Source organism: Bradyrhizobium sp. KZN70725, from assembly GCF_055264925.1.
In genome coordinates, this window is record NZ_JBUYWT010000075.1 from 1 (window position 1) to 12295 (window position 12295).

The window sequence follows — 12295 nt, forward strand, 5'->3', positions numbered from 1 at the left end:
ATCGCATGCTCGGCCCTCTGTGTCTCGACAACCAGAAAAGACCGATTTGCCTCGGTCCTGCCGAGCATGCACCGCGACACAGTGAATCATTCCCCGGACACCCCTGCCGCACGCGGGGCGAGGTAAGGGGAGCCCGACGCTCGATCGAGGTTACATCTCTGCCTCTAGGCTCCACTACGCCACCAGCGCCGTCGCGACGCGCTGCGCCTTCAGCAGGCTGATGACCTCGGCGTTCGGCCGCGCGCGGCTGAACAGAAAGCCCTGGCCCTCGTGGCAGCCTTCGGCGCGCAGGCGGCTCAACTCCGCTTCGGTCTCGACGCCCTCGGCGGTGATGGTGACGCCGAGCCCGATGCCGAGGCTGACGATCGAGCGCACGATCGCCTGCGCGTCCGGGTTCGCACCGAGGTCGCGCACGAACGACTGGTCGATCTTGATCTTGTCGAACGGGAAGCTGCGCAGATAGCTGAGGCTGGAATAGCCGGTGCCGAAATCGTCCATCGACATCCGCACCCCGAGCGCACGCAGCGCATGCAGCGTCGCCAAAACCTGGCTGCTCTTTTCGAGCAGCAGCGTCTCGGTGATCTCAAGCTCGAGCCGCCGCGCCGGCAGGCCGGATTGCCGCAGCGCGTCGGTGACCAGCGCCAGCAGATTGCCGGTACGGAATTGCAGCGGCGACAAATTGACCGCGACGCGCACGTCATCCGGCCATTGCGCCGCGTCCATGCAGGCGCGATGCAGCATCAGCGCGCCCAGCGGATTGATCAGCCCAGTCTCCTCGGCCACCGGGATGAACTCGCCAGGCGAGATCATGCCGCGCTCCGGATGCGGCCAGCGCACCAGCGCCTCGAAGCCGGTGATGCGCCCGCTCGCAAGATCGACCAGCGGCTGGTAATAGGGCCGCAGGCCTTCGTTCTGGATCGCATCGCGCAGGTCGATCTCGATCTTGCGGCGGCTCTGGGCGCGCGCGTCCATCTCCGCCTCGAAGAAGGAGAAGGTGCCGCGGAATTCGCTCTTGGCGCGCGACAAGGCCATGTCGGCGCTCTTCAGGAGCTTTTCGGAATCCTCGCCGTCGCCGGGCGACATCGCGATCCCGATGCTGGCGCCGATCACCACCGAATGCCCCTCGAGCAGATAGGGCTCGCCGATCGCGTCCAAGATCCGCCGCGCCAGCAGCACCGCGTCCTCGGGCCGCATCACGCCGCCCTGCACGATGGTGAACTCATCGGAGTTGAGGCGGGCCAGCGCATCTTCCTCGCGCAGCGTCGAGCGCAGGCGCTTGGCGACCGCGCGCAGCAGCTTGTCGCCGATGCCGTGACCGAGCGTCTCGTTGACCGCCTTGAAATTGTCGAGACCCAGCATCAGCACCGCGACCTTGTCGGTCGAGCGGCGGGTGTGCTGCAGCATCTCGTCCATCTGCTGGCGCAGCAGATTGCGGTTGGGCAGGCCGGTCAGGCTGTCGTGCTGGGCCATGAAGGCGAGCCGCGCCTCGGCGCGCTTGCGTTCCGTGATGTCCATCAGCGCGAGCAGCATCGCCGGCTGGTCGCCATGCATCAGCTGGCGCGAATAGATCGCAAGGTCGATCAGCGTGCCGTCGGCGCGCACATGCTTCCAGGTCCGCGCCGCCTGCTCGTCGCTGCTGCGGCCGGCCGCCCAAGGCAGGTCGGCGTCGAACGCCTGCAGGCTCCTGATCGTCATCCGCTCGAATTCGGCGCGGACATAGCCGTAATGCGCGATCGCGGCGTCGTTGACCGCGAGGATCCGCTCGCCGTCGAGCGCGCACAGGATCATCGGCACCGGATTGCCGTCGAACAGCAGGCGGAACGACGCCTCGCGCTGCTTCAGTTCGGTGATGTCGACGCGCAGGCCGACGATGCCGCCATCCGAGGTCAGCCGCTCCTCGATCAACACCACGCGGCCGTCGGCCAGCACCTGCTCGTGCCGCTCGCCGGGCTGGTACATCTTCCTGAGCCGTTCGGCGATCCACTCTTCCTCGCGGCCGGCAGCCTCGGGATAGTCGCCGCGCGCGACGCCGATGCGGATGGTGTCTTCGAGGCGCGCACCGTGCTCGAACAGGTCGGAGCTGCGCTTGTAGATTTCCGAGTATTTCTTGTTCCAGAGTGTGTAGCGGCCTTCCGGATCCAGGAACACGATGCCCTGCGGCAGGATGTCGATCGCCTCACGCAGCCGCGCGTTGGATTTGCGCGCCTCGGCGATCGCGGCTTCGGCCTGCGCGCGCTGGCGCACCAGTTCGCCGATCTCGACCGCGGGGCGGCGCGATCTGCCCGACACTTTCGGCATCGGTGTGGGACGACGGCCCCGAGGACGGGACAGTTTGGCCTGGTTCGGTTTCTTGGTCTTTTTCTTCGGCCGCATCATCGGTATCGCACGCCCCACGCGCATTCCAGTTCGGCGATATATCTGCGATAAGTCTCTGAAAAATTGGTATCTCTTGGCGAGTAGCTGCGCTGCCTGAGAAACCCTTGCATGCCTGCTTTGCAGGCGAATTCACGCCGGGCGCGAGTTTGCTCCCGGCGCGCCGGCGGCGCACGGCACAGATTCGCAGCGTGGAAGCGCCGGCGCTTGGTGAAGGAAGCGTAAACCGGCGCGCGATTGCACAATGAATGCGCCGAAGACGCTTCAAGCGCATCAATGTTCGTCAGCGTGCGGCAGGGTTATCGCGCGGTTAAAGCGCGGTGCGCCTCAGCCTTCGGATTTTGCCGGATCATACCTTAGTTGGTGATTTCGATGCGCGTGCCGCCTCGGCCGTTGCGCTCGACCAGCCCATAGAGCATTGCGGCGTGCGAGGGATGCAGGCGCACGCAGCCATGCGAGGCCGGCCCGCCAAGGCGCGTGAGTTCGTATGTTCCATGGATGGCAAAGCCGCGGTGGAAGAAGATCGAGTGCGGCATCGGCGAGTTATAGTACTTCTTCGAGTACCAGCGGCGCGCCAGCATCTGCGGACGGAACACCCCACTCGGCGTGCCATAGCCGCGGCGGCCGGTCGACACCGGCCAGTTGTAGCGTCTCGCGCCATCGACGCTGACCGCCATGCGCTGCGATGATTTATCGATGTGAACGACGACGTCGGCCCGCGCCGGCGAGAGCGCCAAAATCGGCGCGGCAATCGCGGCGGCAAACGCCAGCCGTACGCACGATACGCTCGTCACAACAACGCCTACCCTGAAATTATTGCGGACATGATGTCGCCCACAACGTGCGCTTGTAAAGTGGCGTGGCTCACATCGGAGCCTGGAAGCCGCAGGTAATCTTAATCCACCCTGTGGGCGATCAAGCGAATGGGATGAAAGCGCGGTCCGCCTGCTCCGAATCCATGCTAGCCTTGCGCCGACAGAGTGATCCGAATGACACCCCGCCTGCGTCTGTTCCCACTCCTGATCTTAGCCCTCGTCGCCTGCACCATCTCCGCGCGGGCGCAGGACAGGGGCTCGCTCAATCCACAGCCGCTGCCGCCGCTCGCCAACCCCAACGATCCAAAGATCGGGGCGAAGCAGCTGTTCGCGCGCAAGGTTTTGCCGGCGGCGCTGCCGACCCGGTCGATCGGCGGCTACACCAAGGGTTGTCTCGCCGGCGCCGCGCAGATGCCGCTCAACGGCGACACCTGGCAGGTGATGCGCCTGTCGCGCAACCGCTACTGGGGTCACCCGAACATGATCGCGCTGCTGAAGCGGCTGGCGGCCAACGCACACAAGGATGCCGGTTGGCCAGGCATCCTGGTCGGCGATATCGGCCAGCCGCGCGGCGGCCCCGCGCTGTCCGGTCATGCCAGCCACCAGATCGGGCTCGACGCCGACATCTGGCTGACGCCGATGCCCGATCGCAAATTGTCGCGCGAGGACCGCGAGGAGATGTCGGCGGTGATGATGGTGCGCGACGACCGGCTCGACATCGATCCGCGCGTCTTCACGCCGGGCCACGTGCTGGTCATCCGCGACGCGGCGCGGGAGCCGGCGGTGCAGCGCATCTTCGTCAATCCCGCGATCAAGAAGGCGCTATGCCGCGAGGCCACGGGCGATCGCGGCTGGCTGTCGAAGATCCGGCCGTGGTGGGGCCACGACTACCACTTCCACATTCGCATGCGATGTCCGCCCGGCAGCCCGGCCTGCGAGAGCCAGAAGGCGCAGGCTGAGGGCGAAGGCTGCAAGCCGTCCGATCTCGCCTTCTGGTTCAAGGATTCGGTGCTGCACCCGAAGCCTCCGCCGAAGCCGCCGAAACCCCGCCCACCGATGACGCTGGCGCAGATGCCGGCTGACTGCAGGACGGTGCTGAACGCCCCCGACGCCAAGCAGCAGCTGCCAGGGCAATGACATCTTCGTCAGGCGGCTATGCCGGCCGGCTCGAACTGCGATATGATCTCGTGCCGTCGCGCCGTAAGCGCGTTCGGGCGATGGATCGGGGCGGCTGATCTATTCTATCCGTCATCATGAATGGACCAGACATGCGCAAATCGCTCCTCGCCGCATCGCTCGTACTCGTCTCGACCTCCGCTTTCGCGGCGGAGCAGCCGAGCGGCTGTGACAAGTTCAAATGGTCGATTGAGCGCGCACGTGCCGCGCTGACCGCGTCCGATCGCGCCAAGGTCGTATCAGGGAGCGAGCAGACGGCGCTGCCGGCGACCGCGATCACGCTGGCGCTGGTGGCCCCCGGCGACGCCAAATTGCCGACTCCGCCGGAGCGCGCGCCGAAGGAGGGCACCTTCGCCGGCTTCACCAGCTTCAAGGCCGCGCCGAAGGCCGGGCTCTATACCGTCAGCCTGTCGGCCGGGGCCTGGGTCGACCTGGTGCAGGACGGGCATTTCCTGAAGCCAAAGGCGTTCAGCGGCGCGACCGATTGCGACGGTATCCGCAAGACCGTGAAATATGACCTCGCCGCCAGCCCCTTCGTGCTGCAGGTCAGCGGCTCAAAAGAGAACTCGCTGTCGATCGCGATCCAGCCGGCGGACGAATAGGACGAGCGGTTAGACAAACGGTCGCCTTTACCGTAAGCCCCAGCCTGCTATGTTTGCAGTGCGATATCCCTGAGGACCGTAAGTCCGTCGGGGACCAGCGGAACAGCGCTTCCGTTCGTCGCAGGCCAGACCTCACCCAACGCCTGATTTGCGCGCCCGTTCGCGCGTGAACCCGCACGGAGCGCTTTCCATGCCACGACTTTCAATTTCAAGGCTTGCCGGACTTTTCACCGCCTTCGTCATCCTGCTCGGCGCGCTGCATTCGCCCGCGAGAGCGGACGACAAGACGCTCACCGTGTTTGCCGCCGCCTCGATGAAGAACGCGCTCGACGACATCGATGCAGCCTATACCGCCAAGTCCGGCGTCAAGATCACCGCCAGCTATGCCGCGAGCTCGGCGCTTGCCAAGCAGATCGAGCAGGGTGCGCCGGCCGACGTCTTCGTCTCCGCCGACACCGACTGGATGGACTATGCGATCAAGCAGAAGAACATCAATGAGCAGACGCGGGTGAACCTGCTCGGCAACTCGATCGTGCTGATCGCGCCGAAGGATTCCAAGATCGACAACGTCAACATCGGACCGGGCTTCGATCTCGCCAAGCTAGCCGGCGACGGCAGGATCGCGACCGGCGACGTCAAGGCGGTGCCGGTCGGCAAATACGCCAAGGCCGCGCTGGAGAAGCTCGGCGCCTGGCAGTCGGCGGAGCCGAAATTCGCGATGGCCGAGAGCGTGCGCGCCGCGCTGACGCTGGTGGCACGCGGCGAAGCCGTGCTCGGCATCGTCTATTCGACCGACGCCAAGGTCGAGCCGGGCGTCAAGATCGTCGGCACCTTCCCGGCCGACACCCATCCGGCCATCATCTATCCGGTCGCGGCGACCACGACCGCGAAGCCAGAGACCGCCGAGTACCTGGCCTTCCTGCGCTCGTCCGCGGCGAAGACGATCCTCGAGAAATACGGCTTCAAGTTCCTGATCAGCCCGACGACTTAAGCACGTGTTCGAGATCTCGCCGGCCGAATGGACGGCGATCCTGCTGTCACTGCGGGTCGCCGTCATCGCAACACTGGTGGCGACCCCGTTCGGGGTAGCGCTTGCCTGGCTGCTGGCGCGGCGCGATTTCTGGGGCAAGTCGCTGCTCGATGCCGCCGTGCATCTGCCGCTGGTGCTGCCGCCCGTCGTCACCGGCTATTTGCTGCTGCTGACCTTGGGCAAGCGCGGCCTGGTCGGCGGCTGGCTGGCCGACCATCTCGGCATCGTGTTCGCATTCCGCTGGACCGGCGCGGCGCTCGCCTGCGGCGTGATGTCGTTTCCGCTTCTGGTGCGGCCGATCCGCCTCTCGATCGAGGCGGTCGACCGCCGCCTCGAGCAGGCGGCCGAGACGCTCGGCGCTGCGCCGTGGCGGGTGTTCGCAACCGTGACGCTGCCGCTGGCGCTGCCCGGCGTGCTGGCCGGCATGGTGCTCGGTTTTGCCAAGGCGATCGGCGAGTTCGGCGCGACCATCACCTTCGTCTCCAACATTCCCGGCGAGACCCAGACCATTTCGTCGGCGATCTATTCGCTGATCCAGACGCCGGATGGCGACCCCGCCGCCGCGCGGCTCGTGATCATCTCGATCGTGCTCGCGGTCGGCGCACTGGTCGCGGCTGAAGTGTTCGCGCGTCGCGCCACCGCGCGCCTGCATGGGCAATAGAGCATGATCCGGAAAAGTGTGAAGCGGTTTTCCGAAGAGGCCATGCTCAAACAAGGAGCTAAAGCGCGATGACGATTCAACTCAATCTCATCGCGCTTTAGCCATGCTGCGCGTCGACATCACCAAGCAGCTCGGCGAGTTCTCGCTTGCAGCCTCGTTCACCAGCGAGGGCCGCGTCACCGGTCTGTTCGGCGCGTCCGGCTCCGGCAAGACCTCGCTGATCAACACCATCGCGGGACTGTTGCGTCCCGACCGCGGCACCATCGTGATCGACGGCGAGACCGTCGACGATACCGCGACCGGCATCCACGTCCCGAGCTGGCGCCGCCGCATCGGTTACGTGTTCCAGGACGCGCGGCTGTTTCCGCATCTCGATGTCCGCCAGAACCTCGACTACGGCCGCCGCATGAACGGCCTCACCGAAGATCCCGCCCAACACCGGCGCGTCGTCGACCTGCTCGACATCGGCGCCCTGCTCGACCGCCGTCCCGGAAAGCTCTCCGGCGGCGAGCGCCAGCGCGTCGCGCTCGGCCGGGCGCTGCTGTCCAAGCCGCGGCTGCTGCTGCTCGACGAGCCGCTGGGGGCGCTCGACGAAAGCCGCAAGCTCGAGATCCTGCCCTATCTGGTGCGGCTGCGCGACGAAGCCGGCATCCCGATGGTCTATGTCAGCCACGACGCGGCCGAGCTGCGCCAGCTCGCCACCCAGATCGTGATGCTGCGCGGCGGCCAGGTGACCGCGTTCGGCGGTGTCAAGGTGCTGACGGCGGGCGCCTAGCTGGCCGTTTTTCCGAAAGTCGGCATAAGATAGCCTATCTTGTCTGCCAGGCCCGCGTCGGGACGTCCGATCGGGCATAGGGAAGGGTGTATTTGTGCGACTGACTGGCTGGGTGTTGCTGCTGATCGGCGGGCTGCTGTGCGCCACGATTTCGTGGGCCGCGCTCGGCTTCCTGCTGATGGGCGTCGGCCTGATCGCGCTGCAGGTCGACGAGCGGCGCCGGCGTCCGGCCGATGCCGCCGTGCCGGCCGGCGCCTCGGGATTTACCCCGCCGCGCCTCAGCGACGGGCTGCAGCCGCCGACCCTCGATCCGATCGCAGGCCAGGATACCGGGCAGCGTCAGTCGCGCCGGGTGGCCTGGCCCGACAAGAAGGGGGACGCAGCCTACGGCCGGGAGACTTACGACCGCGAGGCCTGGCGCCGGCTTGTCGACAGCGATCCTGATCTCGCCCAGATCGCCAATGTGCTCGCCGATTACGGCCCGCAATATGTCGATGAGCTGGCGGCGAGCTATCTGGCCGCCCCCGATAAGGGCCGCCTGGCGGCGATCGTCGACGGCATCATCGCGCGCACCGGGGACGGTCAGCCGATCCCGCCGCCGCCCGCACCAGTCGAAGCATCTCGGCCGCCGCCGCTGCCGCCCCCGCCAAAGCCGGTGATCATTCCTGCCGCCAAGCCGGCGACTTCGCCAAGCAATCGCGCAAACGCTCTCGAAGCGTCCCTGCTCGCCACAGTCGAGGAGGCTTCCGCCAAGATGGCCGCCGAACGCGCGGGTCTCTTCAAGCCTGCCAAGGAGCCTGGAACGGAGCCGGGCAAGGCCACCGACAGCCGACCGCAGGCGGCGAGCCAGCGGGAACCGCTGTTCGGTCGCGCCACCCGGGACGCGAAGCCCGCCGGGCCGCCGCCGGTGCCGGTCACACCGCCGCCGATGCCGGCTACACCGCCGCCCATGCCGGCCGACACGCCCGCCGCTCTCGAAGCATCGTTGATCGCCGCCGTCAGCGAGGCTGCCGCCCGGCGGGCGGACGCCCCCAAGGATGCGTTCAAGGATGCATCCAAGGATGCGTCCAAGCCGGCACCGGGGTCAGCGCCGCCGGCGCGGCGCGAGCCCGAAATCCGTGCGGTCGCGCCCACTCCACCGACGCCACCTCCGCCGGCTCCCGCCACGACGCCAGCTGCGACGACACCACCTGCGAAGACAGCGGCCGACAATCTCGACGAGACGCTGCTCGCGGCGCTGGCCGAGATTTCCGGCCAGAAAATCAAGGGCGAGACCAAGCCGGACGCGGCGTCAAAGGGCCCATCCGGTCCGCCGGACGACGGGCTGTCCGACATGATCAGGAAGTTCGCGCCGGATTCGAGCTTCCTGCGCAAGACGTAACGGCGCGCCTCAGACCCCCGCCACCGACGCCCAGATATCGGCGAGCTTGCGCTTGACGATCTGCATCCGCGTTTGCGGCGCGACCTTCTCCTCTTCCTCCGGCAGGCGCAGGCCGACGACGTTAACGCGGCCACCGCTGATGCTGCGCGCCACCAGCACGATCTCGTCGAGCGCCAGTTCGGCCCCTTCCTTCGGCGCGCGGTCGAGATTGACGTCGAAATAGTCGGCGAGCGTCAGCTTGGCCTGGTGCTCGTCGACCTTGACGCCATAGATCTCGGCGAGTTCGCCGAGCGTATGCTCCGCCGACACCATGAAGTCGCCGAGCAGATGCGGATCGGGCGCGCTCGACGGCGCCATGTCGACGAAGAAGCGGTCGAGCGCCTCGGCGCGCTCCGGCGGCGCCAGCAGGTAGATGTAGTCGCCGGGCGCGACCGGATCGGCCTCGGTCGGCGTCAGGATCCGCTCGTCGCGGATCACCAGCGTCGGCTTCGACCAGGACGGGATCAGCCCGCGGCGGAAGTACAGGCTCTTCGGCCGCACCGGATAGCCGACCAGCTGCTGCTCGAGCTGGCCAGGCAAATCGAGCTCGACGCGGCGCGGGCCGCGTTCGGCGCGCGGCAGCGCGACATGCAGCCGCCGCGCCGCCGGCGCCAGCGTCCAGCCCTGTAGCAGCAGCGAGATGATGACGACGACGAAGGCGACGTCGAAATAGAGATAGGCCTTCGACAGGCCGACCAGCATCGGGATCGAGGCGAGGAAGATCGCGACCGCGCCGCGCAGGCCGGTCCAGGCGATGAAGACCTTCTCCCGCCAGTTGAACTTGAACGGTGCGAGGCAGATCAGCACCGCCAGCGGCCGCGCCACCAGCATCAGCGCGAACGCCACCAGCACGGCGCCGCCGGCGCTGGAGAGCAGGCGATGCGGCGAGACCAGGAGGCCGAGCAGCACGAACATCACGATCTGCGCCAGCCAGGTCGCGGCGTCGAGGAACGTCACCACCGAATTATGCGCGCGGGTCGGCCGGTTGCCGATGATGATACCGGCGAGATAGACCGCGAGGAATCCCGAGGCGTGCACGATCTGCGAGCCGCCGAAGATCACCAGTGCCGCGGTGGTGACGAACGGCGCATGCAGGCCCTGCGGCAGCGCTACATAGTTCAGCGCGATCACCACCAGCCGGCCGCCGATCACCCCGATGATGGCGCCGAACACCGCCTCCTGGATGAACTCCAGCGCGATGTGCGAGGCCGAGCTCTGGCCGATCGAGATGAACTCGACCAGCATCAAGGTGAGGAAGATCGCGAACGGATCGTTGGTGCCGGATTCCGCCTCCAGCGTCGCGCCGACGCGTGGGCGTAGCCGCAGACCCTGGGTGTGCACCAGCAGGAACACGGCAGCCGCGTCGGTCGAGGCCACGACGGCGCCGACCAGCAATGACTCGGTCCAGTTGAGGTCGAGCACGAAACGGGCGACCGGCGCTGTGATCAGCGCGGTCAACAGCACGCCGGCGGTCGCCAGCACCATCGAGGGCACCAGCACGGTGCGGATGCTGGCAAACCGCGTCTTCAATCCGCCGTCGAACAGGATCAGCGCCAGCGCCACCGAGCCGACCAGATAGGTGGTGCGGACGTCGTCGAACTGCAGCCGGCCGGGGCCGGAATCGCCCGCCAGCATGCCGACCAGCAAGAACACCAGCAGCAAGGGAGCGCCGAACCGCAAGGCCAGCAGGCTCGACAGGATGCCGGCCATCACCAGCACCGCACCGAGCAGGATCGCTATACTGACGGAGTCGAGGGATGCCATGCGCCTTCGGAGGTCTCAAATACTTGCAATTGCATCCTTATCGTCGCCACACTGGGACGCCAACCGATTTCTGACATAAGCGGCAATGTGCCCGGTCTCATCAGCCCTAGGTCGCCCCGACACTGTGTTGTATCGATGGTCGCGTGTGCGCCTTTGTGGGATTCTCGCGGGGCATTCGAATCACATTTGGCTGACCCGCGCTTCGAGTTGAGATTTTGCCGATGGACATGAACTGGAAGGACGTCCTCGAATCGATCCAAATGGCGGCGCGCTCGGTCGGCGCCGAGGTCGCCTCGCCCTGGTTCTATCTGCAATTCGGCATCATCCTCGCCGCCGCCGGCCTCGCCTACGCCGCCGACACCGCCATTCATGCGCGGGTCGACATGTCGTCGCTGGCGATGCGCTGGCCGCTGCCGCTCCGGCACTTCGCCCGCGTGATGGTGAAGAGCGCTTCCACCGCCGTGTTCGCGGTCCTGATGATCATCTCCCGCATCGTGATGTGGCACGCGACCTGGCCGAGCCGCAGCTATCTGATCGCGGTCTCCGCCAAGCTGGCGCTGGCCTGGCTGGTGATCCGCCTCGTCACCTCGGTGATCGACAACGCCTTCATCGTGAAAACAGTCTCGATCGCGGCCTGGGTGGTCGCCGCCCTCAGCATCATCGGCCAGCTCGATTGGGCGGCCGACACGCTGGATGCATATGCGGTCGTGGTCGGCGGCCTCCGCCTTTCGCCGCTGCTGCTTATCAAGGCCGGCGCGCTCCTGATCGTGGCACTGTGGCTGACCAACCTCGCCGGCAATTTCGCCGAGAGCCGGATCAACCGCGCCACCGATCTGACGCCGTCGATCCAGGTGCTGCTGGTCAAGATCATCCGCATCGGATTGATGGTGACGGCGATCGTGATCGCGCTCGGCGCGGTCGGCATCAACCTCTCGGCGCTCGCGGTGTTCACCGGCGCGGCCGGCGTCGGCATCGGTCTCGGCCTGCAGAAGATCGTCGCCAATTTCATCAGCGGCCTGATCCTGTTGGTCGACAAATCGGTGAAGCCCGGCGACCTCGTCACGATCGGCGACAATTCGGGCCGGATCAGCGCGATGAAGACCCGCTACATCTCGGTCGCCGCCGGCGACGGCCGCGAGTTCCTGATCCCGAACGAGGACCTGGTGACGCAGAAGGTCACCAACTGGACCTATACCGACAAGAACACGCTGGTGAAGATCGCCTTCTCCACCAACTACGACGCCAATCCGCGGCAGGTCTGCAAGCTCGCGATCACGACCGCGGCGGCCCATCCGCGCGCCACCAAGGGCCGGACGCCGAACTGCATCCTGACCGAGTTCGCCGAGGCCGGGATGAAATTCTCCCTGACCTTCTGGATCGCCGACCCCGACGGCATGGACAATGTGAAGAGCGACGTCATGCTGTCGCTGTGGGACGCCTTCAAGCAGGAGGGGATCAGGGTGCCCTACCCGGTGCGGGAACTCCGCATCCGCGGCGGCGCGCTGCCGGTCGAGAGCGTGGTCGAGGTCTCCAATTAGCGCTTGAGCGCGGTCTTTTCGCCGCAGCGGTGGTCGCTGTTCCGGATATGGCCTGAAAATCAAGCCGTTTGGGCATGTCCCCATGCCCAACCTTGGCTTGCGCCGGGCGCGCCGATCATTAAATTAGGGCCTGAAATCAGC

At 66.5% G+C, this 12295-nt stretch carries 10 protein-coding genes; 7 read left to right on the forward strand and 3 right to left on the reverse strand.

Going from position 1 to position 12295, the window contains the following annotated elements; genetic code table 11:
• Nucleotides 1–174: 174 nt before the first annotated feature.
• Nucleotides 175–2376 carry a putative bifunctional diguanylate cyclase/phosphodiesterase gene (locus ACZBJS_RS37855; RefSeq protein WP_410469790.1) on the reverse strand — a complete coding sequence of 734 codons (2202 nt, stop codon included), beginning with the start codon at nt 2374–2376 and terminating at the stop codon, nt 175–177.
• 353 nt (nt 2377–2729) lie between these two features.
• Nucleotides 2730–3167 (reverse strand): L,D-transpeptidase, encoded by a 438-nt coding sequence (locus ACZBJS_RS37860; RefSeq protein ID WP_225163662.1) that lies wholly within the window; start codon nt 3165–3167, stop codon nt 2730–2732.
• Nucleotides 3168–3362: 195 nt separating this feature from the next.
• Here ACZBJS_RS37860 and mepA point away from each other — a divergent pair, with 195 nt between their 5' ends.
• The 6 genes from mepA to ACZBJS_RS37890 all read left to right on the forward strand — a co-directional run bounded on the left by mepA (nt 3363) and on the right by ACZBJS_RS37890 (nt 8813).
• Nucleotides 3363–4325 (forward strand): penicillin-insensitive murein endopeptidase, encoded by a 963-nt coding sequence (mepA, locus tag ACZBJS_RS37865; RefSeq protein ID WP_316398004.1) that lies wholly within the window; start codon nt 3363–3365, stop codon nt 4323–4325.
• Between the two features lie 131 nt (nt 4326–4456).
• Nucleotides 4457–4966: a hypothetical protein gene (locus ACZBJS_RS37870; protein WP_316398005.1), complete on the forward strand. Its 510-nt coding sequence runs from the start codon at nt 4457–4459 to the stop codon at nt 4964–4966.
• A 205-nt stretch (nt 4967–5171) separates the two neighbouring features.
• Complete coding sequence (gene modA / locus ACZBJS_RS37875) at nt 5172–5957, forward strand: molybdate ABC transporter substrate-binding protein (protein ID WP_316398033.1); 786 nt, start codon at nt 5172–5174, stop codon at nt 5955–5957.
• Between the two features lie 4 nt (nt 5958–5961).
• Nucleotides 5962–6657: a molybdate ABC transporter permease subunit gene (gene modB / locus ACZBJS_RS37880; protein WP_316398006.1), complete on the forward strand. Its 696-nt coding sequence runs from the start codon at nt 5962–5964 to the stop codon at nt 6655–6657.
• A gap of 103 nt (nt 6658–6760) precedes the next feature.
• Entirely contained in the window at nt 6761–7432 is a 672-nt protein-coding gene (gene modC / locus ACZBJS_RS37885; protein ID WP_057019517.1) for a molybdenum ABC transporter ATP-binding protein, read from the forward strand.
• 94 nt (nt 7433–7526) lie between these two features.
• Complete coding sequence (locus tag ACZBJS_RS37890; RefSeq protein WP_316398007.1) at nt 7527–8813, forward strand: hypothetical protein; 1287 nt, start codon at nt 7527–7529, stop codon at nt 8811–8813.
• A gap of 9 nt (nt 8814–8822) precedes the next feature.
• On the opposite strand, the gene ACZBJS_RS37895 is transcribed toward ACZBJS_RS37890, so the two are convergent.
• Nucleotides 8823–10616 (reverse strand): potassium/proton antiporter, encoded by a 1794-nt coding sequence (locus ACZBJS_RS37895; protein WP_057019518.1) that lies wholly within the window; start codon nt 10614–10616, stop codon nt 8823–8825.
• A 221-nt stretch (nt 10617–10837) separates the two neighbouring features.
• Between ACZBJS_RS37895 and ACZBJS_RS37900 the strand changes: the two genes are divergently transcribed.
• Nucleotides 10838–12154 carry a mechanosensitive ion channel family protein gene (locus ACZBJS_RS37900; protein ID WP_057019519.1) on the forward strand — a complete coding sequence of 439 codons (1317 nt, stop codon included), beginning with the start codon at nt 10838–10840 and terminating at the stop codon, nt 12152–12154.
• Nucleotides 12155–12295 lie beyond the last annotated feature (141 nt).

What these genes read in the sequence shown, in the direction of transcription:
- ACZBJS_RS37870 (WP_316398005.1), top strand. Translation starts at nt 4,457, where the DNA reads ATGCGCAAATCGCTCCTCGCCGCATCGCTCGTACTCGTCTCGACCTCC.
- mepA (WP_316398004.1), top strand. Translation starts at nt 3,363, where the DNA reads ATGACACCCCGCCTGCGTCTGTTCCCACTCCTGATCTTAGCCCTCGTC.
- ACZBJS_RS37895 (WP_057019518.1), bottom strand. Translation starts at nt 10,616, where the DNA reads ATGGCATCCCTCGACTCCGTCAGTATAGCGATCCTGCTCGGTGCGGTG.
- modC (WP_057019517.1), top strand. Translation starts at nt 6,761, where the DNA reads ATGCTGCGCGTCGACATCACCAAGCAGCTCGGCGAGTTCTCGCTTGCA.
- ACZBJS_RS37900 (WP_057019519.1), top strand. Translation starts at nt 10,838, where the DNA reads ATGGACATGAACTGGAAGGACGTCCTCGAATCGATCCAAATGGCGGCG.
- ACZBJS_RS37855 (WP_410469790.1), bottom strand. Translation starts at nt 2,376, where the DNA reads ATGATGCGGCCGAAGAAAAAGACCAAGAAACCGAACCAGGCCAAACTG.